Source organism: Paraburkholderia sp. NPDC080076 (assembly GCF_050281145.1).
Taxonomy (GTDB): domain Bacteria; phylum Pseudomonadota; class Gammaproteobacteria; order Burkholderiales; family Burkholderiaceae; genus Paraburkholderia.
In genome coordinates, this window is record NZ_JBNNWQ010000001.1 from 1,600,763 (window position 1) to 1,618,190 (window position 17,428).

Annotated in this window: 15 protein-coding genes; 6 read left to right on the forward strand and 9 right to left on the reverse strand. The window is 63.3% G+C overall.

The genetic code is table 11. The annotated features are described in order from the left end of the window. Positions 1-15: 15 nt before the first annotated feature. The 3 genes from ACQKRQ_RS07110 to ACQKRQ_RS07120 are packed head-to-tail and all read right to left on the reverse strand — an operon-like array spanning position 16 to position 2,870. Positions 16-552: a DUF5943 domain-containing protein gene (locus ACQKRQ_RS07110; protein WP_408224254.1), complete on the reverse strand. Its 537-nt coding sequence runs from the start codon at positions 550-552 to the stop codon at positions 16-18. Between the two features lie 53 nt (positions 553-605). Further along, positions 606-1,577, reverse strand: coding sequence for a dipeptidase (locus ACQKRQ_RS07115; protein WP_106280831.1), 972 nt, complete (start codon positions 1,575-1,577; stop codon positions 606-608). Positions 1,578-1,595: 18 nt separating this feature from the next. Beyond that, the gene (locus ACQKRQ_RS07120) at positions 1,596-2,870 is read right to left on the reverse strand and encodes a serine hydroxymethyltransferase (protein WP_427475945.1); all 1,275 of its coding nucleotides are present in this window, start codon (positions 2,868-2,870) and stop codon (positions 1,596-1,598) included. A gap of 443 nt (positions 2,871-3,313) precedes the next feature. On the opposite strand from ACQKRQ_RS07120, the gene ACQKRQ_RS07125 reads away from it, so the two are divergent. After that, positions 3,314-4,309, forward strand: coding sequence for a GlxA family transcriptional regulator (locus ACQKRQ_RS07125; protein ID WP_106280835.1), 996 nt, complete (start codon positions 3,314-3,316; stop codon positions 4,307-4,309). A 183-nt stretch (positions 4,310-4,492) separates the two neighbouring features. Here the strand turns inward: ACQKRQ_RS07125 and fdhA are convergent, their stop codons facing one another. Next, positions 4,493-5,692 (reverse strand): formaldehyde dehydrogenase, glutathione-independent, encoded by a 1,200-nt coding sequence (gene fdhA, locus ACQKRQ_RS07130; RefSeq protein WP_427475947.1) that lies wholly within the window; start codon positions 5,690-5,692, stop codon positions 4,493-4,495. A gap of 281 nt (positions 5,693-5,973) precedes the next feature. On the opposite strand from fdhA, the gene betI reads away from it, so the two are divergent. The 5 genes from betI to ACQKRQ_RS07155 all read left to right on the forward strand — a co-directional run bounded on the left by betI (position 5,974) and on the right by ACQKRQ_RS07155 (position 11,502). Next, positions 5,974-6,561 carry a transcriptional regulator BetI gene (betI, locus tag ACQKRQ_RS07135; RefSeq protein WP_408179217.1) on the forward strand — a complete coding sequence of 196 codons (588 nt, stop codon included), beginning with the start codon at positions 5,974-5,976 and terminating at the stop codon, positions 6,559-6,561. A 42-nt stretch (positions 6,562-6,603) separates the two neighbouring features. Next, positions 6,604-8,073, forward strand: a complete 1,470-nt coding sequence (betB, locus tag ACQKRQ_RS07140; protein WP_427475949.1) for a betaine-aldehyde dehydrogenase — start codon at positions 6,604-6,606, stop codon at positions 8,071-8,073. A gap of 11 nt (positions 8,074-8,084) precedes the next feature. Beyond that, positions 8,085-9,770: a choline dehydrogenase gene (gene betA / locus ACQKRQ_RS07145; RefSeq protein WP_427475950.1), complete on the forward strand. Its 1,686-nt coding sequence runs from the start codon at positions 8,085-8,087 to the stop codon at positions 9,768-9,770. Positions 9,771-9,916: 146 nt separating this feature from the next. Next, complete coding sequence (gene ampC / locus ACQKRQ_RS07150; RefSeq protein WP_427475952.1) at positions 9,917-11,083, forward strand: class C beta-lactamase; 1,167 nt, start codon at positions 9,917-9,919, stop codon at positions 11,081-11,083. A gap of 17 nt (positions 11,084-11,100) precedes the next feature. Then, positions 11,101-11,502, forward strand: a complete 402-nt coding sequence (locus ACQKRQ_RS07155; RefSeq protein ID WP_427475954.1) for a cupin domain-containing protein — start codon at positions 11,101-11,103, stop codon at positions 11,500-11,502. 58 nt (positions 11,503-11,560) lie between these two features. On the opposite strand, the gene ACQKRQ_RS07160 is transcribed toward ACQKRQ_RS07155, so the two are convergent. The 5 genes from ACQKRQ_RS07160 to ACQKRQ_RS07180 form a co-directional block, all read right to left on the reverse strand. Further along, positions 11,561-12,979 (reverse strand): MFS transporter, encoded by a 1,419-nt coding sequence (locus ACQKRQ_RS07160; RefSeq protein ID WP_427475956.1) that lies wholly within the window; start codon positions 12,977-12,979, stop codon positions 11,561-11,563. Between the two features lie 142 nt (positions 12,980-13,121). Next, a complete protein-coding gene (locus tag ACQKRQ_RS07165; protein ID WP_132377093.1) occupies positions 13,122-13,385 on the reverse strand; it encodes a hypothetical protein in 264 nt (87 codons plus the stop codon). A 56-nt stretch (positions 13,386-13,441) separates the two neighbouring features. Beyond that, complete coding sequence (locus ACQKRQ_RS07170; protein ID WP_427475959.1) at positions 13,442-14,098, reverse strand: sarcosine oxidase subunit gamma; 657 nt, start codon at positions 14,096-14,098, stop codon at positions 13,442-13,444. Beyond that, positions 14,088-17,090, reverse strand: coding sequence for a sarcosine oxidase subunit alpha family protein (locus ACQKRQ_RS07175; RefSeq protein WP_427475961.1), 3,003 nt, complete (start codon positions 17,088-17,090; stop codon positions 14,088-14,090). The genes ACQKRQ_RS07170 and ACQKRQ_RS07175 overlap by 11 nt, the downstream gene beginning before the upstream one ends. Continuing rightward, positions 17,087-17,413, reverse strand: coding sequence for a sarcosine oxidase subunit delta (locus tag ACQKRQ_RS07180; RefSeq protein ID WP_132377090.1), 327 nt, complete (start codon positions 17,411-17,413; stop codon positions 17,087-17,089). Before ACQKRQ_RS07180 ends, ACQKRQ_RS07175 begins: the two co-directional genes overlap by 4 nt. Between the last annotated feature and the right edge of the window lie 15 nt (positions 17,414-17,428).

The window sequence follows — 17,428 nt, forward strand, 5'->3', positions numbered from 1 at the left end:
CTGTGTCGTGCGCGGTCAGGAAGCGCGCGGCGACACTTCGAACACGCAGTGGTCGTGGTGCTCGGCCGCGCATTGCGCTTCTCTCGAATGGGACGGCGGCCCCTTGCGCGAGGCGTCCGGCGCGGTGTCGTTGACCCAGTCCATCGCGCCCGCGAACCAGCCGGCGAACATATAGCAGAGCTTGCCGACCTTGCCCGGCTGCGCCAGCACGAACGACGAATGATGCAACTCGATGCGCGCATGCGAACTCGACGGATCGGCTTCGGTGATCGTGAAGATGCCCCAGCCGCGTTGCGACAGACGCTTCAGGTAATGCTCGAACACGGCCATGCCGGCAATGCCGTGCTGCTTCGCTTCCTTGTCGCACCAGAAATACGCGGACTTGTAGCCGGCTTTGTAGAGAATCTCGGCATACGTATCGAGGCCGAGTGCTTCTTCCACGGCGGTGTGGTTGTTCGTGAAGAAGTGACGCGGCACATATAGCATCGGCAGCGCGTCGGTGGTCCAGACGCCGGTGTTCGCATCGACGTCGATAGGCAGTTGGGGTTGCATGTGGAGGCTCCGTTTTTTATGTGTACGAGTGAGATTTCATTAGCGATGCGAGGTCACACCTTCCACACTTCCCCAAACACCCGTACCCAGTTTTCACCCATGATCTTCTTGATGCGTGTCTCGCTCCAGCCGGCGCGTTCCATCGCGGCCGTCAGGTTCGGAAACTCGCCAATCGTGCGGATGCCTTCCGGATTCACCACCTTGCCGAAGTTCGTCAACTGGCGATAGCGGCCTTTGTCGTGCGTGATCCAGTCGAAGAACTCGGTGCTATAGCCTTGCGTGAAATCGGTGCCGATGCCGACCTGGTCTTCGCCGATCAGATTCACCACGTATTCGATCGCTTCGATATAGTCCTCGACGGTCGCGTCCGGACCGCGCTTGAGGAACGGCGCGAACATCGTCACGCCGACGAATCCGCCTGCGTCCGCGATCTCTTTCAGTTGCTCGTCGCTCTTGTTGCGCGGATGCTCTTTCAGACCCGACGGGCAGCAATGCGAGTAGCACACCGGCTTGTTCGACGCCGCAATCGCTTCAGAGGAAGTCTTGCCGCCCACATGCGAGAGATCGACCATGATGCCGACGCGGTTCATCTCCTGGATCACTTCGCGGCCATAGCCCGACAGACCGCCGTCGCGTTCATAGCAACCCGTGCCCACCAGGTTCTGCGTGTTGTAGCAAAGCTGCACCACGTTCACGCCGAGGTCCTTGAACGCTTCGATATAGCCGAGGTTGTCCTCGAAAGCATGCGCGTTCTGAAAGCCGAAAATGATGCCCGTCTTGTTCTCTTTCTTCGCGCGGAAGATGTCGTCCGTGGTGCGCACGAGCGTGAGGATCTCGCCGTACTCGCGGATCTGCTGCTTCATCTCGGCGATGTTGTCGACGGTCTTCTGGAAGCTCTCCCACACCGAGACCGTGCAGTTCACCGCGGTCACGCCACCCTTGCGCATGTCCTCGAACACGGAGCGCTCGAACTTCGAAATGTTCAGACCATCGATGATGATGCTGTTGTCGTGCAAAGTGCTCATCGTTTGCTCCAGGCGTGCTTAGTAAATGGGAAAGCGCTCGCACAGCGCGAAAATCTCGCGGCGCACGCGTTGTTCGGTGGCGGCATGCCCTTCGGGGTGCTCACGCAGCGAGTCGAGCACGTCGACGATCAGCCGGCCGATGTCGCGGAATTCGCTCACGCCGAAGCCACGCGTGGTGCCCGCGGGCGTGCCGAGGCGGATGCCGGAGGTGATCGTCGGCTTCTCGGTGTCGAAAGGAATGCCGTTCTTGTTGCAGGTGATGCCCGCGCGCTCCAGCGCCTGCTCGACCTGGTTGCCCTTGAGGCCCTTGGGCCGCAGATCGACCAGCAGCAGATGGTTGTCCGTGCCGCCCGTGACCAGATCGACGCCGCCCGCCTTGAGCACCTCGCCGAGCGCCTGCGCATTGGCGAGCACACTGTCGATGTAGGTCCTGAAGCCCGGTTCCAGCGCCTCGCCGAACGCGACCGCCTTGCCGGCGATCACATGCATCAGCGGGCCGCCCTGCAAGCCGGGGAACACGGCGGAGTTGATCTTCTTCGCGATGTCTTCGTCATTCGTCAGCACAAAGCCGCCGCGCGGGCCGCGCAGTGTCTTGTGGGTGGTCGACGTGACCACGTGCGCATGTTCCACCGGATTCTGGTGACGCCCCGCCGCGATCACCCCGGCGATATGCGCCATATCCACCATCAGCTTGGCGCCGACGCCGTCGGCGATCGCGCGCAGCCGCGCGAAGTCCAGCGCGCGCGGATAAGCCGAAAAGCCGGCGATCAGCAGCGCGGGCTTGTGTTGCTGCGCGAGTTCCTCGATCTGCTCGTAATCGATCAGCATCGTGTCGCGATTCACGCCGTACTGCACCGCGTTGAACCACTTGCCGGACATGGCCGGCTTCGCGCCGTGCGTCAGGTGGCCGCCGGCGTCTAGCGACATGCCGAGCACCGTGTCGCCCGGCTTCACCAGCGCGAGCATCACCGCGCCGTTCGCCTGCGCGCCGGAATGCGGCTGCACGTTGGCGAACTTCGCGTTGAAGAGCTGCTTGATGCGATCGAGCGCCAGCGTTTCGATCACGTCGGCGTATTCGCAACCGCCGTAGTAACGCTTGCCCGGATAGCCTTCCGCATACTTGTTGGTCAGCACCGAGCCCTGCGCTTCGAGCACCGCGCGCGACACGATGTTTTCCGACGCGATCAGTTCGACTTGCGACTGCTGGCGCTCGAGCTCTTTCAGAATGGCGCCGCGCACCGCCGTGTCGCGCGTGGCCAGCGATGCTTCGAAGAAAGGATTCGGGTTCGACATGGAAGGTCCGTGGAGTCGTTGACGGAAGGCCGGAAGCCGCGCCAGGGCCTTGCTTCGCCCCTGCTACTGCCGGTGTGCATTGCGTCTATTCTTGACGCTCGACCCGCACGTCAATTTATGAATTCAGACGCGTTCTTTGCCTTTTCCGCCATACGCGTCCTTTTTTCACAAGTCGACGCCGCCGCGCTTTCGTTAATGGTCGAACGAGCGTGCTGAACGCGGGGTCGTGCTGCACTGCACGCGAACGCCCGTGCGCGCTTCAGGTGCGAGAGCGGACCTCCGCGGCTCCGTTCTGGTGCCACTTGTTTAGCTATCCGAGTCGAATACGGGCCAACCGAGGGTTTAGCCTGATGGCACGGTAGTTGCCCTAGTCCTCAAAATTGAAGGAGTCGCTGCTCCCCACGGCGACGTGACACTACAGATTCGAAGGAATCATTCCTCCCATGTCCACCGATCGCACGGCGTCGTTGTCGCATTTCGCATTCATGCCGGTTCCCAACTTCACCATGATTGCGTTCACCAACGCGATCGAAGTCCTGCGCATGGCGAATTACCTGACGGGCCAAACGCTTTACCGCTGGTCGATCGTGAGCCCCGACGGCGGCCCGGTCACGGCTAGCAACGGTTTGTCGGTCGATACAGGACCGGTTGAATGCGTTGGCCAACCGGACATCGTGTTCGTGGTCGGCGGCATCGACGTGCAGCGCGCGACCACACCCGCCCACCTTTCCGCACTGCGTCGCTTCGCCCGGTTGGGCTGCGTGCTCGGCAGCCTCTGCACCGGCACCTATGCGCTGGCGCGTGCCGGTCTGCTGGCGGGTTATGCGTGCGCGATTCACTGGGAAAACATGTCGGCGCTCAAGGAAGAGTTTCCCGACACACGTTTTCTGAAAGAACTGTTCGTGATCGATCGCGATCGCGTCACCTGCACGGGCGGCGTCGCGCCGCTCGACATGATGCTGAACCTGATCGCGCCGCGCGTCGGCACGGCACGCGTCACGCAGATCGCCGAGCAGTTCATCGTCGAACATGTGCGCGATACCAGCGCGCAACAGAAAATGCCGCTGGTGGCGCGGCTCGGTTCGGCCAACAAGTCGCTCTTCGAAGTGATCTCGCTGATGGAGAACAACATTGAAGAGCCGCTCTCGCGCGAAGAACTCGCGCGGCTCGCGGGCATGTCGCAACGGCAATTGCAGCGTCTGTTCCGCGAACATCTGGGCATGACGCCGACGCATTACTATCTGACGCTGCGTTTGCGGCGCGCGCGCGAGTTGCTGCTGCAAACCGACATGTCGATCATGCACATCACGATGGCGTGTGGCTTCCAGTCGGCTTGCCACTTCTCGAAGAGCTATCGCGATGCATTCGGTACGGCGCCGACGCGCGAACGACGCAAGCAGGCGCCGTCGCTGGCTGCGGTGCCGGTGCTGGCGGCTTGATGACTGCTTGACGGCCTCGCTGGACTCACTGTCCAGCCCAAAAAAACGCGTTGAACGGAAACCCGCTCAACGCGTTTGTTTTTGTGCCTCGACCTTCTCAGTTTCTGTTCGTCCGCCTACCTTCCAGCACGACGGCGCAACACGAGACCGCGTATGCAGTCCCGCCTTCGCATCAGATCTGCCTCAAGCCGCCTTCAACAACCCATGCGGGTCGATCACAAACTTCTTCGGCGCACCACCATCGAACTGGCGATAACCATCAGGCGCCTGATCGAGCGACACCACGGTCACGTTGACGATATCCGCGATCGGCAAACGGTCCCACAGGATCGCCTGCATGAGATTGTGGTTGTACTTCATGATCGGCGTCTGCCCGGTATGGAACGAGTGCGACTTGGCCCAGCCCAGCCCGAAACGGATGCTCAAGCTGCCTTTGCGCGCGGCGGCATCGGCGGCGCCCGGATCGTCCGTGACGTAAAGGCCCGGAATGCCGATCGCGCCCGCGGCCCGCGTGATTTCCATCAGCGAATTGAGCACGGTGGCCGGCGCTTCCTCGTGCGAGCCGCTGCTGCCGTGGCCATGCGCTTCGAAGCCGACGCAGTCCACCGCACAATCCACTTCGGGCTTGCCGAGAATCTGTTCGATCTGTTCGCCGAGCGTGGCGTCCTTGGACAGATCGATGGTCTGGAAGCCCATTTTGCGCGCGTGCGCGAGACGCTCCTCATTCATGTCGCCGACAATCGTGCAAGCCGCGCCCAGCAAGCGCGCCGAAGCGGCCGCCGCCATGCCCACCGGCCCCGCGCCCGCGATATACACGGTGGCGCCTGGTTTGACGCCCGCCATCACCGCGCCGTGATAGCCGGTCGGCAGAATATCGGAGAGACACGTGAGGTCGCGGATTTTCGCCATCGCCTGGGCATGGTCGGGGAATTTCAGCAGATTGAAGTCGGCGTACGGCACCAACACGTATTCGGCCTGGCCGCCGATCCAGCCGCCCATGTCCACGTAGCCATACGCGCCGCCGGCACGCGACGGATTCACGTTCAGGCACACGCCGGTGTGCTGCGCCTTGCAAGTCGGGCAGCGTCCGCAGGCCACGTTGAACGGCACCGAAACGAGATCGCCGACCTTGAGGGTTTCCACGTCACGGCCCACTTCGATCACCTCGCCGGTAATCTCGTGGCCGAGCACGAGGCCGACTTCCGCGGTCGTGCGACCGCGCACCATGTGCTGATCGGAGCCGCAAATATTCGTGCTCACCACCTTGAGGATCACGCCGTGACCGATCGACCGACCACGCGGATCGACCATCTTCGGATAGTCAATCGACTGCACTTCCACCTTGCCCTGCCCTAGATACACAACGCCGCGATTGCTGCTCATTGTCTGTCTCCATGTCTTGTGAGCGGCGCGCCTGTTGGACAAGGCACGCCGTTCAACGAGCGTAGCGCCCGCTGAACAAAGCGCATGTGTCGAACACGACATGGGTTTGGCCGTAACCGACACGACGAGCGGAGCCCGTGTCCATCTTGATGCAACCGGTTTTTTATTGATTGACCGTTCAATATAAAAAAACTACCATGGCCGTTCGAAATCACTCGGGGCGGATCGTTTTCGTCTTCCGCGGTTCGCCCGAAGCCAACGCCAGCAACAGCGCCCGCACCATGCCCAAACTCGGAATGCGCGAAATCCGCCGCGCGCAGTTGATCGACGCCACGCTTCTCACGATCGACCAGACCGGTCTCGCGGGGGCGACGCTGGCTTCGGTCGCGCAGCGCGCGAGCATTTCCACCGGTATCGTCAGCCACTATTTCGGCGACAAGGACGGTTTGCTCGAAGCCACCATGCGTCACGTGCTGCGCGACCTGTGGCAGGCCACGTCGCGCCGGCGCCGGGCGGCGAAAGCGGACCCGCGCTCGAAACTTCGCGCGGTGGTCGCCGCGAATTTCGACGCCGAGCAGACCAGCGGCCCGGTCATGAAAACCTGGCTCGCGTTCTGGTCCGAGAGCATGCACAAGCCGCAGTTGCGGCGGCTGCAATACGTGAACACGCGCCGCCTGAACTCGAACCTGTGCGCGGATTTTTCGAAGGCCATGCCACGTGCGGCGGCGCGCCGCGCGGCAAGCGGCCTCGCGGCGCTGATCGACGGCCTGTGGCTGCGCGGCGCGCTGTCGGGCGAGCCGTTCGACACCAAGGCCGCGCTGCGCGTGGCCAACGACTATATCGATCTGGTCCTCGCCTCGCGCGATTAAGGACACAAGCAGACCGGCGACATATCCAGAAAGGAGCAAGTCATGGCGATATTCGCAACGCAACGTCTCTATATCGGCGGCGGCTATGTCGACGCCACCAGCGGCGAAACCTTCGACACGCTCGACCCCGCCACCGGCGAGACGCTAGCGAGCGTGCAGCAGGCCTCGGCAGCCGATGTCGATCGCGCGGTACGATCCGCGCAGGAAGGCCAACGCGAATGGGCCGCGCTCACCGCCATGCAGCGCTCACGCATTCTGCGCCGCGCGGTGGAACTTCTGCGCGAGCGCAACGACGAACTCGCCGCGCTAGAAACACGCGACACCGGCAAGCCGATTGCCGAAACCCTCGCGGTGGATATCGTCACCGGCGCGGACGTGATCGAGTACTACGCGGGGCTCGCCACTGCAATCGAAGGACAGCAGATTCCGCTGCGGCCCACGTCGTTCGTCTATACGCGGCGCGAGCCGCTCGGCGTTTGCGCGGGCATCGGCGCATGGAACTACCCGATCCAGATCGCGTGCTGGAAGTCCGCGCCCGCGCTCGCGGCCGGCAACGCGATGATCTTCAAGCCAAGCGAGATCACGCCGTTGTCGGCGCTGAAACTCGCCGAGATCTACACCGAAGCCGGCGTGCCCGCAGGCGTGTTCAATGTCGTGCAAGGCGACGGACGCGTCGGTGCGATGCTCGCCGCGCATCCGGACATCGAGAAAATTTCGTTCACCGGCGGCGTGGAAACCGGCAAGAAGGTGATGTCGATGGCAGGCGCTTCGTCGCTGAAAGACGTGACGATGGAACTCGGCGGCAAGTCGCCCCTGCTCGTATTCGCCGACGCCAATCTCGAACGCGCCGCCGACATCGCGATGAGCGCCAACTTCTTCAGCTCCGGCCAGGTCTGCACCAACGGCACACGCGTATTCGTGCAACGCGGCGTGCTCGAACGCTTCGAAGCGCTGGTGCTGGAACGCGTCAAGCGCATTCGCGTGGGCCCGCCTACCGACGCCGCCACCAACTTCGGCCCGCTGGTCAGTGCCGCGCAATTGCACAAGGTGCTGGGCTACATCGAAAGCGGCAAGCAGGAAGGCGCGCGGCTCGCGGCCGGCGGCAAGCGTCTCACCGAAGGCCACTTCGGCAATGGCCAGTACGTCGAACCAACCGTGTTCGCGGACTGCCACGACGACATGCGCATCGTGCGCGAGGAAATCTTCGGCCCCGTGATGAGCATCCTCGCTTTCGACGACGAAGACGAAGCCATCGCGCGCGCGAACCGCACCGCTTATGGCCTTGCCGCGGGCGTCGTGACCGAGAACCTGGCGCGGGCGCATCGTGTGATTCATCGACTGGAAGCGGGCATCTGCTGGATCAATACGTGGGGCGAGTCGCCCGCGGAAATGCCGGTGGGCGGCTACAAGCAGTCGGGCGTGGGCCGCGAAAACGGCATCACCACGCTCGAGCACTACACGCGCATCAAGTCCGTGCAGGTCGAACTCGGCCCGTATCAACCGGTGTTCTAAGGAGAGGCGCGATGGCTGCGAACGAATACGACTACATCATCGTGGGCGCGGGTTCGGCGGGCAATGTGCTCGCCTCGCGCCTGACCGAAGACGCGGACGTGACCGTGCTGCTGCTCGAAGCAGGCGGCCCCGACTACCGCTTCGACTTCCGCACGCAGATGCCGGCCGCGCTCGCCTATCCGTTGCAGGGACGCCGCTACAACTGGGCGTACGAAACGGACCCCGAGCCGCACATGAACAACCGTCGCATGGAATGCGGGCGCGGCAAGGGGCTCGGCGGGTCGTCGCTGATCAACGGCATGTGCTATATCCGCGGCAATGCGCTCGATTACGACGGCTGGGCCGCGCAAGCCGGTCTGGAAAACTGGACCTATCTGGATTGCCTGCCGTATTTCCGCAAGGCCGAAACGCGCGATGTCGGCCCGAACGCGTACCACGGCGGCGATGGTCCGGTGCACGTGACCACCAGCAAACCCGGCAACAACCCGCTCTTTGCCGCGATGGTCGACGCCGGTGTGCAGGCCGGCTTTCCACGCACCGACGATCTGAACGGTTATCAGCAGGAAGGCTTCGGCCCGATGGATCGCACGGTCACGGCGAACGGCCGGCGCGCCAGCACGGCGCGCGGCTATCTGGATCGCGCGAAGACGCGGCCGAATCTCACCATCGTCACGCATGCCGTGACGGATCGCGTGCTGTTCTCCGGCAAGCGCGCGGTCGGCGTCGCGTATCTGCATCATGGCAATGCGGTGACGGCGCAAGCGCGCCGCGAGGTGCTGGTGTGCAGCGGCGCGATCGCCTCGCCGCAATTGCTGCAGCGCTCGGGCGTGGGCCGCTCGACATGGCTGCGCGAACTCGACGTGCCGCTCGTTCACGATCTGCCGGGTGTCGGCGAAAACCTGCAGGACCATCTGGAGATGTATATCCAGTACGAGTGCAAGGAACCCGTTTCGCTCTACCCGGCGTTGCAGTGGTGGAATCAGCCGGCCATCGGACTCGAATGGTTGATGAAGGGTACGGGCATCGGAGCGAGCAATCAGTTCGAAGCCGGCGGCTTCATCCGCACGCGCGACGACGATCTGTGGCCGAACATCCAGTATCACTTCCTGCCGGTCGCGATCAACTACAACGGTTCGAACGCGATCAAAATGCACGGCTTCCAGGCGCACGTCGGTTCGATGCGCTCGCCGAGCCGCGGGCGGGTGAAGCTCACGTCGCGCGATCCGAACGCGCATCCGAGCATCCTGTTCAACTACATGGCCGATCCGCTCGACTGGCGCGAGTTCCGCGACGGTATTCGGATCACGCGCGAGATCATGCGGCAACCGGCGCTCGACCGTTATCGCGGCCGCGAACTGAATCCCGGCGTCGAGCTGACCACCGACGAACAGCTCGACACCTTCGTGCGCATGCGGGCGGAGACGGCGTTTCATCCGTCGTGTTCGTGCAAGATGGGCTATGACGATATGGCCGTGGTGGACAACGAGGGGCGTGTGCACGGCATGCAAGGGCTGCGCGTGGTGGATGCGTCGATCATGCCGCGCATCACGACCGGCAATCTGAATGCGCCGACCATCATGCTGGCGGAGAAGATCGCCGACCGGATTCGCGGACGCAAGGCGTTGGCGCGGGTGGACACGCCCTACTTCGTGGCCAACGGCGTGGCATCGAGAAAGCGGGAGATCGCGGCGGTTTGAGGCCGCTGCCGGCCCACAAGTTTTTCTTTACCCTCGTGCAACTTATCCTCGATTGTCAACGTGTGGCAAAAGCCGGATAGTTCGGCCTCAACGCGCTCCGAATGAAGGAGCGCATCCGCCGACAGACATTCAAGGAAACGCGAGAGATGAAGTTCAAAGCCCTCAGCCTCACGGCGACCGTGGTCTTTGCGTTGGCCGCTCCCATGAGCCACGCAGCGGATACCACGCAAGACAGTATCAAACGAACGGTCGACGCGGCGATCCGGCCGCTCATGGCGAAAGACGGTATTCACGGCATGGCGGTCGGCATCGTCGTTGGGGGCAAGCCTTATGTGTACGACTACGGCGTGGCGTCGATGGAAACGGGCAAGCCCGTGACACGCGACACCCTGTTCGAACTCGGCTCGATCAGCAAGACCTTCACCGCCACGCTGGCATCGTATGCGCAGGTCAGCGGTGATCTCTCGCTGTCGGACACGACGGGCAAATATCTGCCCGTGCTTCAGGGCAGCCAGTTCGGCAATGTGAAGCTCGTCAACCTGGGCACGCACACGCCAGGCGGATTGCCGTTGCAAGTGCCGGACGATATCCATAACAACGGCGAACTCATGCATTTTTTCAAGGCATGGAAGCCCAGTTGTGCGCCGGGCACGTGCCGGACTTACGCGAATCCCGGCATCGGTACGCTTGGCTTGATCACGGCAAAGAGCATGGGGCAGGATTTCACGCCGTTGATGGAACAGCGCGTGTTTTCCGCGCTGGGATTGAAGAACAGTTTCATCGACGTTCCGCAATCGCGGATGCCGGATTACGCGCAAGGCTATAAGAAGGACGGCGCGCCGATTCGCATGGCGCCTGGCGTGCTGTCCGCCGAAGCGTATGGCGTCAAATCCACGGCCGCCGACATGACGCGCTTCATGCAAGCCAACATGGATCTGCTCCAGCTCGATGCGAAGTTGCAGCGCGCCATCACGGAGACGCACACCGGCTACTTCAAGGCTGGCGTGTTGACGCAGGATCTGATCTGGGAGCAATACGCGTATCCGGTCGCGTTGAAGACATTGCTGGCAGGCAATTCATCGACGATGGTTTTGAAGGCGACACCCGCGGTCGAATTCAAGCCGCCGCTCGCGCCCCGACAGGATGTCTGGATCAACAAGACCGGTTCGACTAATGGGTTCGGCGCGTACGTGGCTTTCGTTCCGGAGAAGCAGTTGGGCATTGTGATGCTCGCCAACAAGAACTTCCCGAACGAAGACCGGGTGGCGGCCGCCTATAAGATTCTGTCGGCGCTTGCCGAGCCCTCGCATTGAATAGGGCCGACTCGATCATGAACAACTTGCGTCGCGTGCCGCTGCTCGCCGCGATCCTCATGAATCTGCCTTCGGCCAATGCCGGCGAAAAGGCACCCGATGCCAAAGAGACCGTGGTGCTTCAGCGCGTCCCCGTTCCGGCAACCGATCGGGAAATGGGCATGGGTATCGCCGAATTCCCGCCCAACGCCGCCAAGCCGAAGCACAAGGCAACCGGACCGGAGGTCGCCTATGTTCTCGAAGGTGAAATCACGGTGCAGGTCGAGGGTCGACCCGCGCAGATCGTTCACACCGGCGAGAGTTACCGGATGCCGGCGAATGTCGTCCATGTAACGACCGCCGGACCGGCGGGCGCAAAAGTGTTGGCGACGTGGGCTTGGGTGCCTGGGAAGCCGTTTAATGTGCGGGTTCAGAATTGAGCGAATAGGGGTGCTGTTCGCACTGGAACGCACCATTGATTACGCGCCCAATCAACCTTCAATCCCGCACCGGACTCAACACCCCACGCGCATCCGTCTCAACCGCCTCCGACACCAGCGTCTCGAGCGCCAACCCGCGCGTCTCGATGCCGAGAATCCACACCGCCGCCGCCGCGATCACAAAACACATCGCGCCGAGCGAGAACACCCCGCCCTGGCCGAACATCGGCAGCACTATGCCCACCACGTACGGTCCGATCAGCGAACCCACGCGGCCGATCGCCGACGCAAAGCCCGAACCCGTCGCCCGCGCACCGGTCCCGTACAGCTCCGGCGTGTAGGTGTACAACACCGCCCACATCGCAAACAGGAAGAACTGCATCGCCAGCCCGGCGCAGATCAGCAAGGTCGGCGTCTGCGCGTGCAGCGCGGTTTGCCCATAGACGTAGGCCATCACCGCGCTACCCGCGAGCGACGCAATGCAAGTCGGCTTACGTCCCCAACGTTCGACCAGCCACGCCGCACAAATAAAACCAGGAATACCGCCGAGCGAAATCAGCACCGTGTACAGCACCGACTTCGTCACCGCAAAGCCTGCCTGTTGCATCAACGCGCCGAGCCATGACGTCAGCCCATAGAAACCCAGCAGCGCGAAGAACCACAGCGCCCACACCATGATCGTGCGACGCCGGTAAGCCATGCTCCAGATCTCGCGAAACGCCCCCGTGCCCTTCGCGGCCGGCGGCTCGGCGAGCATCGCCGGCGCGCGCAGCTGGCTGAGCCCAGCCGCTTTCATCACCTTCACTTCGACCTCGGCGAGAATCTTGTCCGCTTCACCGAGACGTCCGCGGTGTTCGAGCCAACGCGGCGATTCCGGCACGACGCGGCGCACGATCAGCACGAACACCGCAGGAATCGCGAGCAACGCGAACTCCGTACGCCAGCCGAACGTCGGCAGCACGAAGTAGGACACTACGCCCGAGGCGATGAAACCGAGCGGCCAGAAGCCGTCCATCAGCGCAATCAGACGGCCGCGCGACGCAGCCGGCACGAACTCCGACAACAAGGTCTGCGCGATCGGAAACTCCATGCCCATGCCGAAGCCGAGCAGCACGCGATAAAAGATCAACGCTTCGACGCTCTGCGCCGTCGAGCACAAATACGACGCGAGCCCCCACAACACCATGCTCCACTGAAACACGGGCCGGCGTCCGAAGCGATCCGCCAGCAACCCTGCAATCGCCGCGCCGATCACCATGCCGAAGAAGCTCGCGCTGGCCACCAGCCCTGCCGTCGCGGTGGATAAACCAAATTCCGTCTTGATCGAACCGAGCACGAAGGTCATCGTGCCGAGATCGACGGAATCGAAAAAGAATGCGATGGCGATGATGATGAAAATGGTCCGGTGATAACCGGAGAACGGCAGTCGTTCGAGTCGGGCGGCTGCGCTCGCGCGCGGCTGATAAGCGGTAGACATGTCATCCCCTGGTTGATGCGGCGAATGCCGCGTGAGTGCTCCGAGGCGTTTTCAGTAGACGCCGACATAAATCGGCCACATAGAAGAAATACGTCATCGGGATGGAACGGGTGCGTCGTTCCACACACGCGGATCGCGAGGCTTAGGACCGCAGACGCGCCCGCGCGGCGCCGGCAATGCGCGCGAGCGCATCCGCGCTCAACCGTGCGGCGATTTTTTCGACGTATGCGTGGTGACGCGCCTGCAGCGGCGCGCCGAGTTGCTGCGCAAGCAGATAACGGATCAGCGCGATGCGCCTATGCCGCAGCACGATGCTCTGATCGAGCAGCGCGAGCGCGGCATGGGCATCGCCTTCGAGGCACGCGCGCTCGGTGAGACGCGCGGTGGCTAGACGTGTCGACGTCATGGCGATGATTCAGCGTGAAAGGCGCGAGCGGCGTAGGGACTGCCGCTCGCCGCGCCTTACGACATCAGCGGCTCGGCCGCGTCGAGCATGATCTTGACGAAGTAGTCCGCAAAGCTGCGGCGCACGACAATGTCGAAACTGCTCGCACCGGTGGGCAGCAACGTCATCGATGCCTTGAAATAGTGGCTCTGCGCGCATTGCCCTTCGCCAAACAGCTTGGGGTGCAAATCGAGCGGACAACCGCGCGACAGCACTTCACGCGTACGCGTGCCGCTGATTTCTAGCACCGTATAACCGCTGCCGATATCCACCGCCGAGGCGAACAGGCCCGCGAACGCGGCGCCGAGTTTCGCCTGCAGCGGAGCGGTACGCGTCGCGTCGTGCGCGGCGGCCGAGCGCACCAGCCACTCGTCCGGGCCGAGCCACATCACGTCGTAGCCGTTGCCGCGCGCCACCGTGTTCGCCTTTTCAGGCGGACGGCAGCCGATCACACTCTCCACCGCGCGCACGAACGCGGCGTCACGCGTATCGCCGCGCACGTTCACGAGTTCCAGGAACGGCCGCTCGCTCAACCTGAACGCGGCGGATGCCGTCGCCTGATGCTTCTTCAGCAGCGCGTCCGCACCCACCAGCGGCGACTCCTGCCACACGCCGGTCTGCTTGCCGACGGCACGATCCACGACCGACGCCGTCCCTCTGGTTTCATTCCACATGTTGACGTGCTCCTTCGCTGTCGTAGAACACCGAACTGGTGACCTTCGCTGCAATCTGTTTGCCGCTCGAAAGCGGAATCGTGACCGTCTCGCCGATCTTGTCGAGGCCGCCCTTCACGACCGCCATCGCGATCGAACGCTTCAGGATCGGGCTGTAATAGCTCGACGTGACGTGGCCGAGCATCGCCGCCGTCTCGCCCTGGAACGGACCCGCGACGATCTGCGAACCCTCGGGTATCACGAACGACGGGTCGTCCGAGAGCAGGCCGACCAGCTGCTTGCGCCCTGCCTTCGCCGTATCCGAGCGGGTCAGCGAACGCTTGCCCAGAAAGTCCTTCGACTTCGCGACGAGCCCGCCCATGCCGAGATCGTACGGAGTCATCGAACCGTCCGTATCCTGGCCGACGATGATGTAGCCCTTCTCCGCGCGCAGCACGTGCATGGTTTCGGTGCCGTACGGCGTGATGTCGAACTCCGCGCCCGCGGCCATCAGCGCTTCCCACACCGCGCGTCCGACGTTGGCCGGCACGTTCACTTCATAAGCGAGTTCGCCCGAGAAGCTGATGCGCATCACACGCGAGGCCGCACCAGCAACGGTGCCTTCGCGATAGCTCATGAACGGAAACGCCGCGTTCGCGAAGTCGATGTCCTGGCAGACCTTCTGCAGCACCTTGCGGCTGTTCGGGCCGACCACGGCGAAGGTCGCCCAATGATCCGTCACCGACGCGAGCCGCACGCGCATGTCCGGCCATTCGGTTTGCAGCCAGCGTTCGAGCCACGTCAGCACGCGTGCCGCGCCGCCGGTGGTGGTCGTCATCATATAGTGCTGGTCGGCGAGGCGCACGGTCACGCCGTCGTCGAAGATCATGCCGTTTTCGTCGAGCATCAGGCCGTAGCGGCACTTGCCGACTTCCAGCTTGCTCCACGGATTCGTGTAGACCCAGTTCAGCAGCCTGGCCGAATCAGGGCCCTGAATGTCGATCTTGCCGAGCGTCGAGGCGTCGAGAATGCCGACGCTCGTACGCACCGCGAGCGATTCACGCGCCACCGCCGCGTGCATGTCTTCGCCCGCTTTCGGGTAGTACCACGGACGCTTCCAGTTGCCCACGTCCTCGAAGGCCGCGCCGTTTTGCACGTGCCATTCATGCACCGCCGTCTTGCGCACGGGATCGAGAAACTCGCCCAGTTCGCGGCCGGCAAACGTGCCAAACGTGACGGGCGTGTAGTTCGGCCGGAAGGTCGTCGTGCCGGTCTCGGGAATCGTCTTGCCGAGCGCCTGCGCGAGAATCGCCATGCCGTTGATGTTGCCGAGCTTGCCCTGGTCGGTGCCGAAGCCCATCGCCGTATAGCGTTTTACGTGTTCGACCGATTCGAAGCCCTCGCGCGCCGCGAGGAAAATATCCGCGGCCGACACGTCGTTCTGGAAATCGATGAACTGCTTCGGCCCGCGCGTAGCCAACTCGCGGCCACCGACCAGCCACAGCGGCTGCATCTTCGCTTCCATGATCTCGGCCACCTGCACCGGATTCGGCCGCGCGACGATAAAGCCCGCCGCGCGCGCCGCCTCGATGCCGGCATCGACCGCAAAGCGGATGCCCTGGCCCAGCGTGAAGTCGCCTGCACACGCGCCGACGCTCGTCTCCGGCTGCATCGCCTTGCCCGGCACGAAGCAGGCCTTCTCGTCATGCCAGTGGGCCTTGCCGCCCGATTGCGCGAACAGATGCAGCACCGGGCTCCAGCCGCCGGACATCGCGAGCAGATCGCAGGACAGTTCGCCTTGCTTCGCACCGACCTGTCCGTTCGAATACGGCGCGACGTCCACCGAGGCCACGCGCAGTTTGCCGTGCGCCGCCGTGATCACGACGCCGTTCATCACCTTGACGCCATAGCGCCGTGCGAGCGCGGGCAGCGTGCCCTTCGATTCGCTCGCGCGCGGATCGACTACCGTCACGTGGGCGCCGGCCGATTTCAGATCGAGCGCGCACTGATAGCCATCGTCGTTGTTGGTGAACACCACGGCGTTGCGGCCCGGCAGCACCGCATAGCGATGCAGATAGGTCGACACGGCGGACGCCAGCATCACGCCGGGCAGATCGTTGTTGCCGAACACGATGGGCCGCTCATGTGCGCCGGTCGCGAGAATCACGCGTTTCGCGCGGATCTTCCACATCAGTTCGCGCGTGCCCTTGCGCTGCGACACCGGCAGATGCTCGGTGAGCCGCTGCGTCACCGTCACGAGGTTGTGGTCCTGATAGCCGAACGCGGTGCTGCGGCACAGGATCTTCACGTCGGGCATTTGCCGCAGTTCGTCTTCGATCTTCTGCACCCATTGCAGCGCGGGCTTGCCGTCGATCTCCGCGCGGCACGACAGCAGTGAGCCACCGAGTTCCGGCTGATCGTCAATCAGTGTCACGCGCGCGCCGGACAACGCGGCGGCATGCGCGGCGGCAAGGCCGGTCGGGCCGCCGCCCACCACCAGCACGTCGCAATGCGCAAAGCACTTGTCGTAGCGGTCCGCATCCGTGTGTTCCGGCGCCTTGCCGAGACCGGCGGCGTCGCGGATCACTTCTTCATACTTCGGCCAGAATTTGCGCGGCCACATGAAGGTCTTGTAGTAGAAGCCCGCCGGAATGAAGCGCGCGAACTTCTGATTGACCGCCATGCGGTCTTTCTCGATGCTCGGCTTCGCGTTCACGCTTGTGGCCACCAGACCCTGATACAGCTCGACTTCGGTGGCTCGCGCATTCGGCACCGTGTACGCGCCGGTTTCGAGTTGCACGACGGCATTCGGCTCTTCCACCCCCGCCGTGACGATGCCGCGCGGCCGGTGGTATTTCCAGCTGCGCGCGACGAAATGCTCGCCGTTCGCGAGCAGCGCCGAAGCCAGCGTGTCGCCCTGATAGCCCTGGTACTGGCGGCCGTTGAAGGTGAACGTCAGCGGCATTGCGCGATTGATGCGCCCGCCGTTGGGGAGTCGGTCTTTCTGGCTCATGATGCCTTGCCCTCTTGTGCCTTGTTCTGTGCTTTAGCGTCAGTGCTGTCCATGGCGAGCAAAGGACGCTCGAACGTCTCGTAGCCCTGGATCTCGTAGCTCACCGTGTCGCGCTGCGCCTTGAACCAGCGGCGGCAGCCTTGCGTATGCATCCATTGCTCGCGATGCACGCCGCGCGAGTTCTTGCGCATGAACAGGTAGTCGCCCCATTCCTTGTCGGTAAGTTTCTCGGTGTCGAGCGGACGGGCAATGTCCGCTTCGCCGCCGCAGGAAAATTCGGTTTCGGCGCGTGGCCCGCACCACGGGCATTCGATCAATAGCATCTCGTTCTCCTAGTC

Excerpts from the sequence above, each read along its gene's own strand:
- ACQKRQ_RS07110 (WP_408224254.1), bottom strand. The coding sequence starts at position 552 with ATGCAACCCCAACTGCCTATCGACGTCGATGCGAACACCGGCGTCTGG.
- ACQKRQ_RS07115 (WP_106280831.1), bottom strand. The coding sequence starts at position 1,577 with ATGAGCACTTTGCACGACAACAGCATCATCATCGATGGTCTGAACATT.
- ACQKRQ_RS07120 (WP_427475945.1), bottom strand. The coding sequence starts at position 2,870 with ATGTCGAACCCGAATCCTTTCTTCGAAGCATCGCTGGCCACGCGCGAC.
- ACQKRQ_RS07125 (WP_106280835.1), top strand. The coding sequence starts at position 3,314 with ATGTCCACCGATCGCACGGCGTCGTTGTCGCATTTCGCATTCATGCCG.
- fdhA (WP_427475947.1), bottom strand. The coding sequence starts at position 5,692 with ATGAGCAGCAATCGCGGCGTTGTGTATCTAGGGCAGGGCAAGGTGGAA.
- betI (WP_408179217.1), top strand. The coding sequence starts at position 5,974 with ATGCCCAAACTCGGAATGCGCGAAATCCGCCGCGCGCAGTTGATCGAC.
- betB (WP_427475949.1), top strand. The coding sequence starts at position 6,604 with ATGGCGATATTCGCAACGCAACGTCTCTATATCGGCGGCGGCTATGTC.
- betA (WP_427475950.1), top strand. The coding sequence starts at position 8,085 with ATGGCTGCGAACGAATACGACTACATCATCGTGGGCGCGGGTTCGGCG.
- ampC (WP_427475952.1), top strand. The coding sequence starts at position 9,917 with ATGAAGTTCAAAGCCCTCAGCCTCACGGCGACCGTGGTCTTTGCGTTG.
- ACQKRQ_RS07155 (WP_427475954.1), top strand. The coding sequence starts at position 11,101 with ATGAACAACTTGCGTCGCGTGCCGCTGCTCGCCGCGATCCTCATGAAT.
- ACQKRQ_RS07160 (WP_427475956.1), bottom strand. The coding sequence starts at position 12,979 with ATGTCTACCGCTTATCAGCCGCGCGCGAGCGCAGCCGCCCGACTCGAA.
- ACQKRQ_RS07165 (WP_132377093.1), bottom strand. The coding sequence starts at position 13,385 with ATGACGTCGACACGTCTAGCCACCGCGCGTCTCACCGAGCGCGCGTGC.
- ACQKRQ_RS07170 (WP_427475959.1), bottom strand. The coding sequence starts at position 14,098 with ATGTGGAATGAAACCAGAGGGACGGCGTCGGTCGTGGATCGTGCCGTC.
- ACQKRQ_RS07175 (WP_427475961.1), bottom strand. The coding sequence starts at position 17,090 with ATGAGCCAGAAAGACCGACTCCCCAACGGCGGGCGCATCAATCGCGCA.
- ACQKRQ_RS07180 (WP_132377090.1), bottom strand. The coding sequence starts at position 17,413 with ATGCTATTGATCGAATGCCCGTGGTGCGGGCCACGCGCCGAAACCGAA.